The sequence below is a fragment of the Peribacillus sp. GL_122 genome (genome assembly GCF_057835005.1).
This window is the reverse complement of record NZ_CM174415.1, coordinates 4,896,379-4,915,160: the sequence shown is the minus strand read 5'-3', so window position 1 is coordinate 4,915,160 and position 18,782 is coordinate 4,896,379. Positions and strand designations below refer to the sequence as shown.

Annotated in this window: 16 protein-coding genes and 1 pseudogene; 13 read left to right on the top strand and 4 right to left on the bottom strand. The window is 36.8% G+C overall.

Annotated features, from left to right (window positions below; all coding sequences use genetic code 11):
• The first annotated feature begins 23 nt into the window (after positions 1-23).
• From AC3ISB_RS23815 to AC3ISB_RS23805, 3 genes are all read left to right on the top strand, one after another.
• Positions 24-1,286 (top strand): dicarboxylate/amino acid:cation symporter, encoded by a 1,263-nt coding sequence (locus AC3ISB_RS23815; RefSeq protein ID WP_480340216.1) that lies wholly within the window; start codon positions 24-26, stop codon positions 1,284-1,286.
• Positions 1,287-1,818: 532 nt separating this feature from the next.
• On the top strand, positions 1,819-2,523 hold the full coding sequence (cuyB, locus tag AC3ISB_RS23810) for a cysteate racemase (protein ID WP_430100446.1): 705 nt from the start codon (positions 1,819-1,821) through the stop codon (positions 2,521-2,523).
• 43 nt (positions 2,524-2,566) lie between these two features.
• A complete protein-coding gene (locus tag AC3ISB_RS23805) occupies positions 2,567-3,442 on the top strand; it encodes a LysR family transcriptional regulator (protein ID WP_489274656.1) in 876 nt (291 codons plus the stop codon).
• A gap of 212 nt (positions 3,443-3,654) precedes the next feature.
• Here AC3ISB_RS23805 and AC3ISB_RS23800 read toward each other — a convergent pair whose 3' ends face one another.
• The gene (locus AC3ISB_RS23800; protein WP_480340666.1) at positions 3,655-4,650 is read right to left on the bottom strand and encodes a zinc-dependent alcohol dehydrogenase family protein; all 996 of its coding nucleotides are present in this window, start codon (positions 4,648-4,650) and stop codon (positions 3,655-3,657) included.
• A gap of 264 nt (positions 4,651-4,914) precedes the next feature.
• Here AC3ISB_RS23800 and AC3ISB_RS23795 point away from each other — a divergent pair.
• From AC3ISB_RS23795 to AC3ISB_RS23750, 10 genes and pseudogenes are all read left to right on the top strand, one after another.
• Positions 4,915-5,220, top strand: a pseudogene (locus AC3ISB_RS23795) (winged helix-turn-helix transcriptional regulator).
• 398 nt (positions 5,221-5,618) lie between these two features.
• Positions 5,619-6,221, top strand: coding sequence for a spermine/spermidine synthase domain-containing protein (locus AC3ISB_RS23790; protein ID WP_141993642.1), 603 nt, complete (start codon positions 5,619-5,621; stop codon positions 6,219-6,221).
• Positions 6,222-6,776: 555 nt separating this feature from the next.
• A complete protein-coding gene (locus AC3ISB_RS23785) occupies positions 6,777-7,301 on the top strand; it encodes a hypothetical protein (protein ID WP_141993643.1) in 525 nt (174 codons plus the stop codon).
• Positions 7,302-7,370: 69 nt separating this feature from the next.
• Entirely contained in the window at positions 7,371-9,350 is a 1,980-nt protein-coding gene (locus AC3ISB_RS23780; protein WP_489274653.1) for a hypothetical protein, read from the top strand.
• A gap of 36 nt (positions 9,351-9,386) precedes the next feature.
• Positions 9,387-9,518 carry a hypothetical protein gene (locus tag AC3ISB_RS23775; protein WP_260398203.1) on the top strand — a complete coding sequence of 44 codons (132 nt, stop codon included), beginning with the start codon at positions 9,387-9,389 and terminating at the stop codon, positions 9,516-9,518.
• Positions 9,519-9,568: 50 nt separating this feature from the next.
• Positions 9,569-9,760, top strand: a complete 192-nt coding sequence (locus AC3ISB_RS23770) for an ArsB/NhaD family transporter (RefSeq protein ID WP_480340554.1) — start codon at positions 9,569-9,571, stop codon at positions 9,758-9,760.
• A gap of 85 nt (positions 9,761-9,845) precedes the next feature.
• On the top strand, positions 9,846-10,868 hold the full coding sequence (locus AC3ISB_RS23765; RefSeq protein WP_489274651.1) for an ArsB/NhaD family transporter: 1,023 nt from the start codon (positions 9,846-9,848) through the stop codon (positions 10,866-10,868).
• Positions 10,869-10,883: 15 nt separating this feature from the next.
• Positions 10,884-11,552, top strand: a complete 669-nt coding sequence (locus AC3ISB_RS23760; protein WP_489274649.1) for a DUF2642 domain-containing protein — start codon at positions 10,884-10,886, stop codon at positions 11,550-11,552.
• A 329-nt stretch (positions 11,553-11,881) separates the two neighbouring features.
• Positions 11,882-13,528 carry a spore germination protein gene (locus AC3ISB_RS23755; protein WP_489274648.1) on the top strand — a complete coding sequence of 549 codons (1,647 nt, stop codon included), beginning with the start codon at positions 11,882-11,884 and terminating at the stop codon, positions 13,526-13,528.
• A gap of 257 nt (positions 13,529-13,785) precedes the next feature.
• Positions 13,786-14,277, top strand: a complete 492-nt coding sequence (locus AC3ISB_RS23750) for a GNAT family N-acetyltransferase (protein WP_098372120.1) — start codon at positions 13,786-13,788, stop codon at positions 14,275-14,277.
• Positions 14,278-14,374: 97 nt separating this feature from the next.
• Here the strand turns inward: AC3ISB_RS23750 and nhaC are convergent, their stop codons facing one another.
• The 3 genes from nhaC to AC3ISB_RS23735 all read right to left on the bottom strand — a co-directional run bounded on the left by nhaC (position 14,375) and on the right by AC3ISB_RS23735 (position 18,686).
• Positions 14,375-15,826, bottom strand: coding sequence for a Na+/H+ antiporter NhaC (gene nhaC, locus AC3ISB_RS23745; RefSeq protein WP_141993674.1), 1,452 nt, complete (start codon positions 15,824-15,826; stop codon positions 14,375-14,377).
• A gap of 49 nt (positions 15,827-15,875) precedes the next feature.
• The gene (locus AC3ISB_RS23740) at positions 15,876-17,042 is read right to left on the bottom strand and encodes an alanine dehydrogenase (protein WP_489274645.1); all 1,167 of its coding nucleotides are present in this window, start codon (positions 17,040-17,042) and stop codon (positions 15,876-15,878) included.
• Positions 17,043-17,276: 234 nt separating this feature from the next.
• Entirely contained in the window at positions 17,277-18,686 is a 1,410-nt protein-coding gene (locus tag AC3ISB_RS23735; RefSeq protein ID WP_489274643.1) for a sigma-54 interaction domain-containing protein, read from the bottom strand.
• Positions 18,687-18,782: the final 96 nt, after the last annotated feature.

Here is an 18,782-nt window from a genome sequence, read left to right as displayed (position 1 = left end):
CTTTCGGTCAGGGAGGACAACATATGAAAAAGTTTTTTGCTTTTCAAGTATTAATAGCACTGTTTATTGGAGCACTTATCGGACATTTTTTTCCTGTACTTGGCCAATCCTTAAGACCAATTGGCGACGCTTTTATTCATCTTATTAAAATGATTGTTGTGCCTATTGTTTTCACCACTATTGTCATTGGGTCATCAGGTGACGGAAACATGAAAAAAATGGGTTCATTAGGACTTAAAACAATTATTTGGTTTGAATTTATTACCACTCTGATTTTAGGTTTAGGTCTTATACTAGTTAACACTTTAAAGCCTGGTGCCGGGCTCAATTTGTCCCACCTTGCTCAAAAGGATATCACACAATTAAATGAAAGCGTTACCAAAGTTGTCGATTTTAAAACGATGCTTGTTAACATCATTCCAAGCAACATTGTTGATGCGATGGCAAAAAGTGATTTATTAGCTGTTATATTCTTCGCTATTTTATTTGGTGCAGCTGCTGGAGCAATTGGCAAAAAGTCAGAGCCGGCAATGAAGTTTATGGAATCAGTTGCAAATATCATGTTTAAACTGACACAAATGGTCATGGTAACCGCACCGATTGGTGTACTCGCTCTCATGGCAGCCTCTGTAGGTCAGTATGGCATTGCCCTCTTAATCCCTATGGCAAAGTTGATTGGGGTTGTGTATCTTGGGCTTGCTATTGTTATTTTCGTTCTATTCCCAATAATTGGTTGGTTCTTGAAAATTTCTTACTTTAAAGTGTTTCGAATGGTATGGGATTTGTTCCTTATCGCTTTTTCTACAACAAGTACGGAAACCATTCTGCCTCAGTTAATGGATCGAATGGAGGCATACGGTTGTTCGAAACGCGTTGTTTCATTCGTTATTCCTTCTGGGCTATCACTGAATTGTGATGGTTCGACATTGTACCTTTCTGTTTGCTCTATTTTCTTGGCACAAGCATATGGCATCCCGATGGATTTTGGCCAACAGTTGATTGTAATGGGGGTTCTCGTTGCAACCTCAAAAGGAATTGCTGCTGTTCCATCCGGTTCGCTAGTTGTCCTTTTAGCTACCGCATCAGCAGTTGGGCTTCCTGCAGAAGGCGTCGCAATTATTGCAGGAATTGACCGTGTGCTGGATATGGCACGCACTGCTTGTAATACTCCTGGACATGTTCTCGCTTGTATTGTGGTTTCGAAGTGGGAAAAAGAGTTCCGTCAGGGAGAATGGAAAGCTCAAACCGAACAGTCAAGCATTCGGCAGGTGCCACCAACATTTTGATGATACGTTAAGCAGCATCATTACATCAGAAGAATTGGGAAAAGCAATGATACAAGTAGCAAGGCAAGGACCGAACATTCTCGCCCCATTGTTGAAAGTCATGAGTTAAAACTAATGATGGGGTCTGAATAGTCATCTTGAAGACTTTTTTTGAATTGTATAGACATTGATCAGGAAAAAACGTTAGTGAAAGTTGAGAAATAAAGTCTTCCTTCACTAACAGCTGCATTAGCTTAAAATCGGAGCTGCCTTTAAGGCAGCTTTTTCTTATGGAACTAAAGGGGAAGGATAGTTCAGGTACAGGGAACAGTTCGGATGGACTTGAGGAGGGCTACTTAATGGTCAGTAAGAAGTCCTTCGAGAATTTGAGGGGAAATGGTTCAATGGAAGCTTCATCATTATTAAAGTTCAATTTATTGTTTCTATTAGTGTATAGATTATTTCTATAATTCATCACTTCGTATAAAAATTATAATAAAGTTAAGTATTAAAAAAACTATATTATAAAATTTAAATATAAGTGGTGAAGAAAATGCAAAAAGTAGTTGGGATTATTGGAGGAATGGGACCATTAGCAACTGTTGATTTAATGAATAAAATTATTTCTTATACACCTGCAAAGAAAGACCAGGATCATATCCATATTATCGCGGACAATTATTCACAAATACCTGATCGAACAACAGCTATTTTGGGAAAGGGTACAGATCCTACTCCTTTTATTGTACAATCGGCACAAAGGCTAGAAAATGCTGGTGCGGATTTTCTGGTAATGGCTTGCAATACTGCTCACTTTTACTTTAAATCAATAAAAGAATCCGTTAGTATCCCGATTCTACATATGCCTTTACAAACAGCTCGCTTTTTACACGTAAATAATATGAGGAGAGTAGGTTTGTTGGCTACTGATGGAACAATAAATACAAAACTGTATCAACAAAGTTGTCAATCCTACGATATTAATGCCATTGAGCCTGATAAGCAAATGCAAAAAGAAGTGATGGAAGGAATATATGCTATTAAAGGGAGTGATTTGGAGAAGGGGCGTTTTTACCTTTCAAGAGTAGCTGATAAATTAATAAAAAGAGGGGCAGAAGCTATAATAGCAGGTTGTACAGAAATCCCTCTTGTACTTAAATCATCCCAAAATATTAGTATTATTGACCCAACAGAAATTTTAGCCAAATCGGCAATTAAAACAGCTACTGAGACAGAATCAGCTAAAGCAATTGGGTAAATTAGATAGACGTAATGGTGAACTAAAATAAGGAGCAGTAAATATGAATATTGAAAATATTGAAGCCTTCATTTATGTTTGTCAACTAGGTAGTTTCAATAAAGCAGCCGAGGCTCTTTATTTAACTCAACCTTCTGTAACAGCACGTATTCAATCCCTTGAACGTGAAATTAATTTAAAGCTTTTTCATCGAAATGGAAACAAAATTTCTTTAACTGAAAAGGGAGAATATTTCTTTCCACACGCACAAAAAATTCTTCAATCTTATCAGGAAGCAAAGTACGGATTACAACAAGTAACTGTACCTTTTGAGCTAGTACTTGGGAGTGCTTTGTCCATTTCCAACAACATTCTCCCTGATATTTTGCCAGCTTTTAAATCTAAGTTCAAGGATGTTAGAATCAAAATTATAACAGGACATTCTAAGGATATTCTACACAAGGTCCTTAATAAAGAGGTTGACTTTGGCATTATACGAACAGAAACCCCCCCTCAAGTAGAATCAATTCGTCTTTATAATGATCCTATTAGCCTTGTTGTACCTTCAAATCATCCTTTTTTAAAAGAAGAAAGAATAACAGTAGAGGATGTAAGTAAACAGCCTCTAATCTTTTTTGATTATGGATCTATCGATTGGCTTATCATTCATCGTCTATTTCAAAGTAATGGTGTAAATCCGAATATATATGTAGAAGTTGACAATATGGAAACGGCTAAAAATTTAGTATTACAAGGTCTAGGCATTAGCTTTTTACCTGAGCATTGTGTAAGGAAGGAAATAGAAAATGAAGAGTTATTTAGAGTAGAAATGACTCCTCCTGTGAAAACGAATATTAGTATTGACTTTATCTATTTAAAAGGTAAAACTAAATCTGTTTTTATGGATTTTTTAAAAAATAAAATGTTTGAAAAACAATAAACGAATGATGTGTCAATCATGTGCAGGAGGTTCTTCGGAGCGTATTGGACGAAGGTCCTTTAGAGTGGACACAAACCTTATGTTGAATATGCTCTACAATAATTAAAAATAAAAGAAGACGGTACAGTGAGAATCTTATAGAAATTCTCGCCGTACCGTCTATTTTAAAATGAACATAAAGTTTTTGAGGCATTTCAAATGTTTATATAATATTACCAACTATTTTTCAAAACTATTTTTCCTATCGCCTTTCCAGACTCCATGTACTCATGGGCTTTTGAAACCTCATCAAACGTAAAAATGTTTGGATCCACAAGCGGATGCAGCTGCTCTTCCTCAACCAACCGAGCAACCTTTTTCAAAATTTCTCCATAATGCTTATGCATGTCCTTGTTTAATATCTTCAACAACATAAAGGTAACATGCAGAGATAGTCCCTTTGAATGCACTGGCGAGAGGTCATGGGTCGAACGGGTAGCAATGGCTGCTACCGTTCCATGTACAGCGGCCGCCTCAAAGGAGCGATCAAGGTTTTCTCCTCCTACCGTGTCAAACACAACGTCAAATCCTTTTCCGTCTGTATATTTCTGTACATAGTCGTGAACGCTTTCTTCTCGATAATTAATAGTTACATCTGCACCAAGGCGCGTGCCAATCTCCAGCTTCTCTTGCGAAGAGGCGGTTGTATAGACTGTCGCGCCTCCCCATTTCGCCAGTTGAATGGCAATGTGTCCTACACCGCCGGTCGCTGCATGGATCAGTATATCCTGTCCAGGGACAAGATTTGCCCGATTGAATAATGCTTCCCATGCGGTAATGGCAACCAATGGTAAAGCTGCGGCTTCTTCCATCGTCAAATTTTTCGGTTTGTGAGCAAGTAAATCGACATCTGCTAGCATAAATTCTGCAAGTGCACCGCCAGTACCCCTAAAACCACCCGCGCATCCAAACACTTCATCGCCAACTTTAAACTCAGTTACTCCTTCACCGACTGCAAATACCAAACCTGCAACATCTCCATGTAACACTGCCGGAAACTCGGGGGAAACGGCTGGAACTGCACCAGCACGGACTTTCGTATCAATAGGATTTACACTTGTAGCCTTGACTTGAAGAAGTACATGTCCAGGTTTTAGTTCAGGTTTTGAAATCTCTTTAAATTGAAATACGGAGGGTTCACCAAAAGATTGAATAATTTGTGCTTTCACTTTAGTCACTCCTATTTATTTTTTTGGTATATGTCTCATCACCGATTCATGTTAAGGATGAATACACCCGGGGACATTACCATCAGACCTTTTTAGATACATCTTTAATGATTAATAGTTAAAAGAACGAATATTTAGTCTTCTCTTGCAAAACCAATGATACTTTATATAATATAAAATTAAAAGTACGTACATTTTTGTTGAATAGGATAAAATTTGTTATATAGTATACAATTTGATACTAAAAAAGATTGGGGTGTCAATATGAAGGACTTTAAAACGGAAAAGTGCCCTGATACCACTGCTTGTCCTGTTGCAGTTACTGTAGATGTGATAGGAGGCAAATGGAAAGGGATCATATTATATAACTTAATATCCGGCCCTAAACGTTTTAACGAGTTAGGGAGACTTATGCCCTATACCACAAAACGCATGATAACGTTACAACTTCGGGAATTGGAACAGGATGGTATTGTACATCGTGAAATTTATCGAGAGATTCCTCCAAAAGTTGAATAATCTCTTACTCCCTTTGGGGAAACATTAAAACCAATTATTAACCTAATGTGAGATTGGGGAGATATGAACGGAAATGAGGTATTAATGAAACGAAAGATCTCAGAAAATATGTAGCATCAATTGGGGTCTCCGCCGACCAAACCAGAAAGTTGGGCTTTCAGCATATCCATGACAAATGTTTTTTACCAAGAAGATATAAATATAAAAACGATAATAATTGGATGTAATATGAAGTTAAGAAATTATAGTCTGAAATATTGTACTTAAACTAAATGGTCAGCCAGTAATATTTTCTTGCAGACTTTATAATTTGAACTTTACTTCCTTAACAATTTTTAGTCCGCTGGGTTCTATAGTAGGATTCTCTCCTGTCTTTTGGTCCAATTCAATTTTGTTTTTATACAGCGGGTATTCGCTCTTAGGGAAAAATATATACTTTTCTAAAATAAATTTATTTAATAAGTAATACTTCTGACCATGAACGGGTTCTCATATTAGGAGGGGGAGATGGACTTGCTTTACGGGAAGTTCTTAAATATCCCAAACTAAAACATGTCGATCTTGTTGATATTGATCCTCTGGTGATTGGACTTGCAAAGACAAATCCAAAATTAATTACTCAAAATAATTGTTCTTTACTGGACGAAAGGGTAAATATTCATTCTGAAGATGCAAAGAAATTTATTTTAAGAGAATTGCAGCCCTACAAAGTAATAATTATTGATTTTCCAGATCCCGTTGACCCAGTCATTAGCTCATTATATACAATTGAATTGTTCAGTCAAACAGCAAAAATATTATCGAAACAAGGTGTGTTAGTTTGTCAGTCTAATTCACCAGAAGATACACTAACAGTATTTTGGAGTATTGGTAAAACAATTAATATGGCCGGTCTTAATACACTTGAATACAATGTTATTGTCCCCTCTTTCGGCTTATGGGGATTTCATTTAGCATCACATTTCAAGCTTCCAAGAATTATTCCGAGTATTTCTGTCCAACATCAAGCTCTAACTTCAGACATGCGCATTTGTTTACTATTCCTTCGTTAATTAAGGAGGAACGGGGAAAAGCAGTTATGAATTGCCTCAAAAATCTAAACTTACACAAGTTGTATAAAAACGAAATAGAAAAATGGTGACCAACCACCAGGTTTTTTAGAGACCATAAAAAAACACTTTTTAGTTTTGCTGCTTAAAATGACTCCGGTAATGCGCCGGGGTCTTTTTTTTTGTAACTTTCTGGGTACATTCGTTTTAATAATCCGCTAAACGGCGATCCACTCTTCAGTAAGTTCATTAAAGTTGGACTATCCATTACACCAATTCATCTGTTAGATGCTGAGCGAATTTCTCACATGGATTTAGCGCCATCTCTTTACCCCTGGCTATTCAATATCCTTCAGCTATCTTAAAAGGCGTTCTCTGCTTCGAATAAATCAGGAATTTCAGTCATTTAACTTCAGGAAATTCTAAAGGTTAGTGCATATACACATTTTTGATGAATTTCAATCTTATTGATAGAAGATGGACATTTACCACGACACAATGTCATTCCATGACACATATACATACAGGGTAAATGATTATATAGGAAGGGGCAACATTATGAATAAGGAATGGTTAACTAATTTGGTTGGGAAAGTTCTAAAGGTAGATAGAGGAGGGCCAGAATCTCGGACAGGATTATTATTAGGCGTATACGATGATCACTTAGCGATTTTAACTGAGCAAGAAGGTGTTATATATTATAAAATCGACCATATCAAAAGTATTACCGAGAATGTAAAGAAGGGGCTCCAATTTCAACTGGAAATCCCCGAAGATTTTACTTTTAAAACAGCTGCAACTTTTAAAGGCTTACTAGGTAACCTCACAAATCAATGGGTAAATATTAACCGAGGCGGTCCCGAGAAGATTGAAGGCGTACTTCATGATACTAATGATGAATATGAATTCGTAACGTTAGTACTAAACGAAGAAGTTATTCGCCTGGCAATGTTCCATATCCGCAGCATCAGTTACGGGGCAAGAGTAGAGAAACAAAAAGAAGATGAAAAATCAGAAAATAATAAAGACGGTGGAAAAGCGGAAAAAAGTAAAGATAATAAAGCAGGAGAAAAAGAAAAATAGTATATCCCATAAATGATGTGTCGCTTCTGGGCAGAAGCGGCCATCCAATTAATAAGGGGGACTCATCAGATGAAAAAACAAAATTTTCAAGAGGCACTTAATTCACTGATAGGTTTTAATATTAGTATTATTTCCGATGATAAAAACGTTCATGATGGGGTGGTACTTGATGTGAAAAGCGACTTTATTGTCATTCAAATGAATCCAGATAAACAATGTTATTTTAACTTAAATCAGGTTTATGCCTTATCAAAAAACACCAAAGAATTCCAGGCTCAAATACTTGACCACGAACCAACACAGAAACAAAGTTTTACAGAATTAATAAATGAACTCAAAGATCATTGGGTGACAGTAAACAGAGAGAACAATCTATCCTTTGACGGATTTTTAGGTACCATAACTAATAATTATATCGTTTTAATAAATAAGGATAAACAAATTTATGTCCAATTATCAAATATACTCTATATTTTCAAAGGGATAGATAATCAGGAATCTTCAGAGAACAAACAACAGGAAAATAAGGGCGAAAATAAACAGTCAGAGGCAGATCAAGTTAAGGAAAGTGATTCCGTGTTGAAGGAAGACACTGAAGTTAATTCCATAGGAGAGGAAGAGCCGGTTGAACAGAAGCAAGAACAGGACATTTTAACTATTGGAAAAGAAGAACCAGCTTCTGCGCATCCGGAAGTTTTATCCGACGTGAAAGAAGAACCGACTGTTCAATCTACAGTAAATGAAGTGAACAAAGTTCAATTCATGGTAAAGAAAAGTACGGATAAATATAAGATACAAAAATCCCCTGAAAACAAGAATAAAGAAAGTAAGAAGGAAATACCTTCAGAAACTAATCCTGAAATAAGTGCACATCCGGAAGTTTTATCCGACGTGAAAGAAGAACCGACTGTTCAATCTACAGTAAATGAAGTGAACAAAGTTCAATTCATGGTAAAGAAAAGTACGGATAAATATAAGATACAAAAATCCCCTGAAAACAAGAATAAAGAAAGTAAGAAGGAAATACCTTCAGAAACTAATCCTGAAATAAGTGCACATCTGGAAGTTTTATCTGACATGAAAGAAGAAGCAACTGTTCAATCTACAGTAAATGAAGTGAACAAAGATCAATTCATAGTAAAGAAAAGTACGGATAAATATAAGATACAAAAATCCCCTGAAAACAAGAAAAAAGAAAGTAAGAAGGAAATACCTTCAGAAACTAATCCTGAAATAAGTGCACATCCGGAAGTTTTATCCGACGTGAAAGAAGAAGCGACTGTTCAATCTACAGTAAATGAAGTGAACAAAGATCAATTCATGGTAAAGAAAAGTACGGATAAATATAAGCAACAAAAATCCCCTGAAAACAAGAAAAAAGAAAATAAGAAGGAAATACCTTCAGAAACTAATCCTGAAATAAGTGCACATCCGGAAGTTTTATCCGACGTGAAAGAAGAACCGACTGTTCAATCTACAGTAAATGAAGTGAACAAAGATCAATTCATGGTAAAGAAAAGTACGGATAAATATAAGAAACAAAAATCCCCTGAAAACAAGAAAAAAGAAAATAAGAAGGAAATACCTTCAGAAACTAATCCTGAAATAAGTGCACATCCGGAAGTTTTATCTGACGTGAAAGAAGAACCGACTGTTCATTCTACAGTAAATGAAGTGAAAAAAGATCAATCCAATGTAAAGAAAAGTACGGATAAATATAAGAAACAAAAATCCCGGAAAAAAAAGAAAAAAGAAAGTAAGAAGGAAAACACTTCAGTAACTAATAAAAAAGATATTCAAGAGTCAATCCAAGAAAACTTGACTGAAGAATTCAGGAACTCAAGCCCTCAAGAAATGAACGAACAATCCGCAAAGAAAAATGATTTAAAAGAAAAAAGGAAACTGATAGATAAGAAATGTTACGAATTAATGAAGTCCACTGAAAAAATGTATGCAGAAAACGAAATTCAAAAAACAGAATATTATTCATTGATGAAATTTGCTGAAAGAATGCAGGGGAAAGTGAAGGCAAAACGGTTAAAGCCTTAAAATACAATTCAAGGCTAATTGAAAGGAGGACATGGAATGATGATTTTGTTTTTTTCTGTACTTGGGGGAGTCTCCTATACCTTTTTTGTAAAACCTCAAAATCAAACCACTCCTGATACCGTAAAAATTACACCATCCAAAAACAAGGCGGCGGAGGTAAATGCTTAGTTCACAAATTGTCTTGATGTCAAATAATTTTTACTTTAACTATTATTCTCATGTTATGGAGACCATTTGGGATTAATGAAACTATACCTACTACAATAGGGGCATTGACAGTATTGGTTGCAGGCATTGTTCCTTGGATGGATGTTTTAAATATATTTGATATTATCAGGGGCGCTTCTTTAACCATATTATCCACCATAATGTTGTCTATTGTACTTGAAAGCATTGGTTTTTTTAGGTGATTGCTTTAAATATCATCATCAGGTCTAAGGGGGTTCAGGGGTTAGATTATTCGGCTATACTAATCTCCTATGTTTTTTCATGACAATGTTTTTCAATAACGATGGAAGTATCCTTATCACAACACCTATCATTATTCACATTGTAACGTTACTAAAGATTAAACCTCAACAAAAAATCCCCTTTCTAATATCAGGAGCTCTAATTGCAACGGCAGCGAGTGCCCCAATAGCAGTAAGCAATATTTCCAATTTGATTGCACTAAAAATTGTAGGACTGAGCCTTAATAGTTATATCAATTTGATGTTTGTTCCTTCAATGATAGGGATTTTAACAATCGGATTATTACTTTATCTATATTTTAAGAAGGACCTTCCAAGTAAAATTCCCAGTGTACCTGTAAAATGTGATAAAACCTTTTCACGCTTTGTGCAAACTCATCCACTCGATGTTAAACAACAATCCGAAGAAAATGATTGGAAGTTGTTTAAAATGAGTTTTGCAATCGTCATTTTAACTCGGGCGAGCTTCTTCGCGCTTACACCATTTGGGGTTCCCTTGGAATTGATCGGTATGGTGGGAGCGTTCCTTTTGATATTTCTGAGATGGAATAAAACCAAAACTGGTCTTAGCGATATTGTAAAGAAAACACCCTGGCATGTTCTTTTATTTGTTTTCAATATGTACGTGCTGGTATATGGTTTGAAGAATGTTGGCTTGAATGATTATATAGTCAGCAATTTAAAACCCTTAATTATGGACAGCCCATTCAACGCAACTATGATCATGGGCATATTATTAACTATCCTATCCAACTTATTCAATAATCTTCTTGAAGTTATGATAGGGACTTTGTCGATAACAGAGATGGGATTGGATCCTCACCTTGTACAAATTGCTTATCTTGCTAACGTGAATGGAAGCGATATAGGTGCTTTGTTAACGCCTGTTGGAACGCTGGCTACATTAATTTGGATGTATATATTGAAAAAACACTCCATCAATATCTCCTGGGGGAAGTATCTTAGAGTTACCTTTTTGATAATTCCTTTTGGGTTAATCGTAAGTTTAATCTCGCTGTATTTTTGGACCACTTGGTTATTAAAGTAGGAAGGAGGGGTGATTATGAATAAAATCTTACAAAAGCTCAGAGGAGAAACAATTAAAATAGAAATTTCCGGAAAAAAATATTTTTTCGGTACACTGGTTGATACTGGTATTGATGTAGTGGTTATCTTTAATGGACAGGATTTTGTGTATCTTCCAATAAATCATATTCAAAATTGCAAAGTAAATACTATGGAAAACGAGGAAATTTACCTTCCTGTAGACTCACCTGGAATTGAAGCTGAGGAAGAATTATCACTACGAAAAACTCTTTTATCCGCGAAAGGGATGTTCACGGAAATATACGTAACTGGTAACCAGCCTTTACACGGTTATATAACAAGGGTGATGAATAATTACTTTGAATTCTATTCACCAGTTTATAAGACTATGTATATACCTTTATTTCATTTAAAGTGGATTATCCCATACACAGACAATCAAACTCCTTATGGTTTAAGTAACAAGGATCTTCCTGTACATCCATCAAAACTTTCAATGGCAAGAACCTTTGACGTACAAGTGGAAAAACTGATCGGTAGCTTAATTATTTTTAATATAGGAGAAAATTCCAATTTAATTGGACAAATTAATAAGTTAGAAGATAATTTTGTTGAACTTATTACGGCAAGGGAGGAACCTGTATATTTAAATCTTCATCATATTAAAACAGTTCACCTACCCTGAATTAAAGGCAGCAAATATGCTGCTTTTTTTGATATTCCTTTTCTAAAGCGTAAACAAGGTGAGAATATTTTACGAAATCCCACTTCTGGTGCTTGAAATAAATCTCTAAATTCTATTAGTAAGCTGATTTTCTTATTGCCATAACGTGCGTTAGCTAAAAATCGGAGCTGTCTTTAAGTCAGCTTTTTCTTATGGAACCGGGGCAGGATAGTTACATAATGAATACCTAAATATTAGATCTAATAATATTGTTGGGAATGATGTTATCCATAAAAAACAATTTTTTGGGACAGAATAAAAAGAAATAGGATTGAAAGAGGACCGGTGCTATGGTTTCTTTTTTTAAACAAAAAGGACAAATGAAGAAACGCAAGAAGCAAAAGATAGACGAAAAAGAAAAAGATCAATCTATAATTAATACACCCCAAAATATTGACAGCTCTATAACAGCCAATCTGGATATCGTGAAGCAAAAAACAGGAAACAGCCCGGATATCGTTATACGAACGTTGAAAACTAGTCAAAATCCTGAGATTAAGGTGTCTATTTTGTATGTACAGGGTCTGATAGACAATCTAAGTGTTACAGATTTTTTAATTGAATCCATCATGAAAAATCCTCATCTAAAAGAAAAGTTACTTCCACATGAAGCGCTGGAAGTGATCTCTAAAGACGTGGTTTCACTCGGCGGTGTAGAACCCGTCACGGACTGGGGAAAATTATTTTTGTCATTATTATCAGGGGATAGCGTCATTTTTGTTGATGGCATAAACATAGCCCTGGTTGCCAGTACAAAAGGGGGAGAAAGGCGTTCTGTTCAGGAACCAAGCACAAATTCAGTGGTCCGTGGGTCAAGAGAAGGGTTTACTGAATCGAATGCAACAAACATAGCCCTGGTACGCCGCATCATTAACAGTCCGGATTTATGGATAGAGTCGATGAAAATAGGCACTGTGACAAAGACGGATGTTTCCATAATGTATATAAATGGGATTGCAAAAAAAGGAATCGTCGAAGAGGTCAAAGAGCGCTTAAAAGGAATAAATATCGATAGTATTCTTGAATCAGGATATATTGAACAATTGATAGAAGATCAGGTCATGACCCCATTCCCTACTCTTGATCATACAGAAAGACCTGATAAGGTCGCTGGCAATCTCCTTGAAGGAAGGGTAGCCATTTTTGTTAACGGAACGCCTTTTGTCTTGTTGGTGCCTGCGTTATTTATTCAATTCTTTCAATCTGTCGAGGACTACTATGCTCGCTTTGATATAGCCTCAGCTATACGTTTTTTACGTATTTTTATTTTCTTTATTTCGCTAATTGCCTCGTCTGTTTATGTAGCAGCTACAACGTATCATCAAGAAATGATTCCAACAAAGCTGCTCGTCATTCTTGCAGCACAACGGGATTCCGTTCCTTTTCCGGCAGTTATCGAAGCATTCATCATGGAAATAACATTTGAACTCTTACGAGAAGCAAGCTTAAGGATGCCCAAAGCCATTGGGGCGACTATGTCCATTGTTGGTGCCCTGGTGATTGGGCAGGCGGCAGTTCAGGCTGGAATTGTTTCACCGGCAATGGTCATCATGGTATCGATTACGGCCATTGCAAGTTTTGCGACCCCTTCCTATACCATGGCAACTGCTGCTCGCTTGCTGCGGTTCGTATTTATCATTTGCGCAGGTGCAATGGGTTTTTATGGTATGAATTTAATCTTTTTTGTCGTCCTAGTCCATTTATGCAGCCTGCGTTCCTTCGGAGTTCCTTATATGTCACCATTTGCTCCGCTTAATCCGGAAGGACTAGGCGATACATTCTTCAGGAGACCAATGTGGGCGTTTAAAAAAAGACCCGAATTTTTAAGCTCCAATACTAATCTGAAAAGAGAAGGCGATAATCAAAGGCCACTGCCTCCTACATCACGTGGAATGAAGACTTCTAACATGAAGAAGGGTGACAGCACTGAACCGTGATATGCTTTTACAAAACGGGTGCGTTAGCTTAAGATCAGAGCTGTCTATAAGGCAGCTCTTTCTTTATGCAACTTAAATGGAAGAAAAAATTACGACTATTAAAGTAGATGGTTCAGAGGAAATATTAAATGAATTTGAGCTTAGTTAAATAATGTATTCTTACAGAACTATCGGGCCAGGTTAGTTATAGAATTAATAAGGTGAAACTCACCTTAATGATAAAATTAGATTAGTTGCATCATTAAAGGGGGAGAAGGATGGAAATTCGTTCAGTGAAAGGGTCTGATTATTATGCAATATCGCCACTGATCAATGAGTGGTGGGGCGGAAGGCAAATGTCTGATATGTTACCGAAATTATTCTTTGATCATTTTACAAATACAAGTCTCATTGCCGAAAAGGAAGGGAAAATAGTCGGTTTCCTAATAGGGATTCTATCTCAATCTCAATCTGATGAGGCATATATTCACTTTGTTGGCGTACATCCTGAATACAGAAAAAATGATATCGGAAGACATTTATACAATCAGTTTTTTAATGTCGTTCATCAAAATGGTCGCATTATTGTCCGTTGTGTAACGTCTCCTGTCAACAAATCCTCAATTGCCTATCATCTCAAGATGGGATTTGAAATGGAAGAGGGAGATAAATTAATTGATGGTGTTTCAGTCCACTCTGACTATGACGGACTAAATCAAGATAGAGTTTTATTCATGAAACAGTTATCAAACTACGGGGACTGGCAATGAAATCCTATCCTTAATGAACGAAGGTCGGCCAGTATAAATCACTGGTCGACCTTTTTTCATAGAACTTATATAGCGGGGCTGTTAGCTAAAGTGTTTATTATTCATTGCTTATCTTTTTCTGCATGAACGTTTTTTCTTCCGGATTTTCTTTATCCTCGTTCACATTTCCTTTTTCTTTAAAGATTGCAAATCCTGTTAGTGCGTAAATGATGGCAAGAATAGGTGTTAAGACGGCTTGATAAGCATAAGGGAAAAAATCCAAAGTCGAGACTCCCAGTACCCCTGATAAATAAATGGCTGTTAACGACCAAGGAACGAGATAGGAAAACATGGTTCCGCCATCTTCTAATGTTCTGGAAAGGACGGTTAGCGATACGTTATGTTTTTTATAAGCGGATTTAAACATTTGACCAGGCAATATTATGGACATATACTGGCTTGCTGTAAGCATATCTGTCACTAATCCTGAGAATAAGGTTGTTAAAACAAGACTTCGTGCACTTTTGATCGCATTCTTAATGCTGCCTAGAATAGCACTTACAATCCCTGTTCTTTGTAATATTTCTCCAAAACCGAGAATTAAAATAGATAGAGTAACAGTCGGCATCATGCTTGCTATACCGCCTCTATTAAGTAAGTTGTCGACTTGTTCGACACCGGTTTGTATTTGGAATCCTTTAGATAGTGCGGTGAAAATGGTGTTTATATCATAATTTGTTTGAATTAAAGCAGCAGCAATCACCCCGCCTAAGGCTGATATTAATAAGGCAATTAATGGGGGAACTTTCTTGGCAGCCAATAAAATCGTTATAACCGGTACAAGCAGCAAAAAGGGGCTGATTACAAAGTGTTCAGACAATGTATCTGTAATTAAATCTATTTTGGTCACATCCAAAGAATTATGGGAAAACTTCATTCCCTGAATTCCATACAAGATGGTACTGATGACTAGTATGGGGAGAACGGAATAAAGCATGGACCGAATATGGCTCGTGAGTTCAACACCCGTAACTGCCACTGCCAAGTTAGTAGTGTCGGCAAATGGCGAGATTTTATTTCCAAATATGGCCCCCGATACAACCATACCTGCCGTTAATGCAGGTGGTATTCCCATTCCATAGCCAATGCCCATAAATGCAACCCCGAGTGTTCCGGCTGATGCATAAGCGCTGCCGATAAAAAAGGAGGTAACACATAATATCAGAAAGCCTGATACTAAAAACACGGTGGGAGACAATAATTTTAGTCCATAAAAAATAATGGAGGGAACAATCCCCGAAACAATCCAAGAACCAATAACCATACCTACACTCATTAAAATCAACACGACCAGCAATGATTTCTTGCAACCATCAACAAAATATTCTTGCAGTTCCTTGCCTTTAAATCCCTGTGTTAATAGAACGATGGAAATTGCGATCGTTGCGACAATAAATACGATATCAGTAGGCAGTTTCAAAATGCCGTTACCGATTGATAAAACCGTTATCAATACAAGAATAGTCAGCAATGCCACCTTGAGTGAAACCTTTTTTTCAACTTCATTCATGGATTTTTCTCCCCCCTTAACACTTCTTTCTTTTTAAATGGTTGATATGCTAACTCATTTTCATCGGTAATTTTGTAGTTGTAGCATTAGGTACAAAATCGAGATCATTGCGATCCTTTAAACCCAGTGCTTCTTCCGGAAATGTGAATTCCCTGCCTTGAACGACACATGTTTCTTCATGTGTAAGAATGCCTTTATAAACGGTTAAGCTTCTTCTTAAGTATCCATCTCTCCTGCATGCCTCGGCTACACCGTTGTTCGCGATGGACCTGATATGAGGCAGGACGGCTGCAGCATAGGCTTTAGAGGCAGTATGTGGTGCAGCTCCTGGTATATTATCGACTCCGAAATGTACTACGCCGTCTAACACATAAGTAGGGTCTGCATGTGTTGTCGGTTTATAGGTTTCAATTGCCCCGCCTACATCCGCACTGATGTCTACAATCACTGAACCTTTTTTCATGATCTTTAACATATCTCTAGTAATTAAATGATCTTTTCTATGTTTTGGCCATTTAACACAATTGATGACTAAGTCTATATCTTGAAGGACTTTTTTGATGCTTTGTTGATTGGAAATCATTGTGTTTACATTTTTTGGGAAAATTTCTTGGCAATGTCTTAATGCACCTATATTGATGTCCATTAAGGTAACGTCAGCACCTAAGGCGGAAACAATTTCTGTAGCTGCCTTTCCAACGATTCCAGCACCAAGGACCAGGACATTCGCTCCCGGTGCGCCGCCGACTCCGCATATAAGCTGTCCGTTTCCTCCATTAATACTAAGCAAATGATAAGCTCCCATTAAAGCGCCTAATTTGCCTGCAACTTCGCAATTCGGGGAACCGTATCTATGGGAATCCTCTGCCGTAAGCGCAATAACCTTTTTCTTCATTAATACGTCCACTTCTTCTCTGTTTGAAGCCGGATGGAGGCAGGCGAAGATCAATTGATTTTCCCTCAACAGCTCATATTCTTCGGGTGAAATTTCTTTAACTTTCACAATAAAGTCGGCTTCCTTATATATTTCGTCCATGGTCGGACTGATTTGGGCGCCTGCCTCCACATACTCCTCATCAGTGAAGCCGGCCTTCAAACCAGCTTCTGTCTCGATCAACACGCAATGCCCATCTCCGACTAACTCAGCAGTTTCTATTGGTGTAAATACAACGCGATCTTCTCCAGCCTTGATTTCCCTCGGCATACCAATTTTCATACAATACCCCTTCTTCCCAGTTTTTTATAGAGAGGAAATGCTTTTTGTTACATCTGTAAACTAAGCAAGAAGTATGCCAAGAGATCTCATCATTTTCCGCTGTTTTATGCAGGAAAATAAGAGTTTCGCATTATGATAATGTCGATTTCAGATAGTGAAAATGATTGAATTGTTAATATTTAAGCAATGGATGTTATATTTTGGGCACTTTCTACATCGTTTATTTGTCCATTGTTAGCTTTTGGGCACTATTTCGTACAATCGGATCTTATTTTGCAAAGTCTGTCTTGGTATTTCGAGTAATTTAGCTGCTTGCGATACGTTGTTTTTGGTTTCATGGATTGCTTTTTCGATCATGTTCTTTTCTAATCTGGCAACAGCATCTTTTAATGGTTCAATCTGAAACTCTTCTTCACAATGTCTAATGAAATTTTTCACACGCTCTTCAATATCTTTCATTTGAAGTGTATCTTCCCATTCATCTATTTGATTGATCGCAAATTCAACAATATGTTCCAATTCCCGTACATTCCCTGGCCAGTTGTACCTCAAGAGAAAGTCATATACTTCTTTGGATACGTTGGTAATATTTTTGTGAAGCAGCACATTATATTTAGAGATGAAAAAATCCAATAAAGGCTTAATATCATTTTTCCGTTCACGTAATGGCGGAATATTGAGCGTCATTACACATAATCTGTAATATAAATCAAGCCGCATATCTTTATCCTTTACACAATCTTCAGGGCGTTTATTGGACGCCGTGATTATACGCACATCAACCTTTCTAATATTTCTATCTCCTAATCTTCGAATATATCCGTCCTGCAGTACTCTTAATAACTTGGACTGGAGATGAATGGGCATCGAGTTGATCTCATCCAGGAAAATGGTTCCTCCTTCCGCTATTTCAAATAAACCTGGATTATTTTCTGCTCCTGTAAAACTTCCTTTTATTGTACCGAACAGAATACTTTCAATTAAGGCTTCCGGAATGGCTGCACAGTTTTGCGCAATGAAAGGCTTTTCTGCACGAGTGCTGGCATTATGCAGTGATTGGGCAAATAATTCTTTTCCTGTTCCTGTTTCACCATATATAAAGACGGGTGAGCTTCCTTTAGCGATTTTTTCGGTTAAACGCTTTAAATTCTTCATTTCCTCGTTATCAGTAATAATATCTTTTAGTGTATATTTGGCCCGTTCCGGCCGAATATTTTCCAGTAATCGTTTATCGCCTTTAAACATTTCTGAATTGATTTCGATTACATTATTAGGAGTTGAATCTTCTTTACTTCTTTCTTTCGACAATTCAATTGCTCCAATAATTTTCCCATGGGCCCTGATTGGTAAAGAAATATTTGTGGTTTCAATTTTCCGTCCCATAAAATCAACAATTTCTTGCTTGCCTTTAAAAATAGGGCGACCTGTTTTCAGGGCATTTAATAATGTGCTCGATTTTTCATTCAACGTAGGAAATACAGAAAATAAGCTTTCTCCTAATATTTCCTCCCGTTCGAGAGTTTCAGAGTGAAATCGCGGATTAAATTTGATTGTAAATAAGATTGTCCCTTTATTATCGATAATGGTAATGCCATCAATGTATTTCAGTTGATTCAGAACCTCATAATTTTCCAATCTGTTCATTGTTTTCTCCTCCATAATAGTTGTCTGGTATTGTAGGTGATTTTCTTCTGCTTAGGCAGATCTTCTTTTATGGTCCTATAGAAACAGGTTAGTTCA

Coding starts and splice junctions, on each gene's coding strand:
- AC3ISB_RS23815 (WP_480340216.1), top strand. CDS start 24: ATGAAAAAGTTTTTTGCTTTTCAAGTATTAATAGCACTGTTTATTGGA.
- cuyB (WP_430100446.1), top strand. CDS start 1,819: ATGCAAAAAGTAGTTGGGATTATTGGAGGAATGGGACCATTAGCAACT.
- AC3ISB_RS23805 (WP_489274656.1), top strand. CDS start 2,567: ATGAATATTGAAAATATTGAAGCCTTCATTTATGTTTGTCAACTAGGT.
- AC3ISB_RS23785 (WP_141993643.1), top strand. CDS start 6,777: ATGAATAAGGAATGGTTAACTAATTTGGTTGGGAAAGTTCTAAAGGTA.
- AC3ISB_RS23780 (WP_489274653.1), top strand. CDS start 7,371: ATGAAAAAACAAAATTTTCAAGAGGCACTTAATTCACTGATAGGTTTT.
- AC3ISB_RS23775 (WP_260398203.1), top strand. CDS start 9,387: ATGATGATTTTGTTTTTTTCTGTACTTGGGGGAGTCTCCTATACCTTT.
- AC3ISB_RS23770 (WP_480340554.1), top strand. CDS start 9,569: ATGTTATGGAGACCATTTGGGATTAATGAAACTATACCTACTACAATA.
- AC3ISB_RS23765 (WP_489274651.1), top strand. CDS start 9,846: ATGTTTTTCAATAACGATGGAAGTATCCTTATCACAACACCTATCATT.
- AC3ISB_RS23760 (WP_489274649.1), top strand. CDS start 10,884: ATGAATAAAATCTTACAAAAGCTCAGAGGAGAAACAATTAAAATAGAA.
- AC3ISB_RS23755 (WP_489274648.1), top strand. CDS start 11,882: ATGGTTTCTTTTTTTAAACAAAAAGGACAAATGAAGAAACGCAAGAAG.
- AC3ISB_RS23750 (WP_098372120.1), top strand. CDS start 13,786: ATGGAAATTCGTTCAGTGAAAGGGTCTGATTATTATGCAATATCGCCA.
- nhaC (WP_141993674.1), bottom strand. CDS start 15,826: ATGAATGAAGTTGAAAAAAAGGTTTCACTCAAGGTGGCATTGCTGACT.
- AC3ISB_RS23740 (WP_489274645.1), bottom strand. CDS start 17,042: ATGAAAATTGGTATGCCGAGGGAAATCAAGGCTGGAGAAGATCGCGTT.
- AC3ISB_RS23735 (WP_489274643.1), bottom strand. CDS start 18,686: ATGAACAGATTGGAAAATTATGAGGTTCTGAATCAACTGAAATACATT.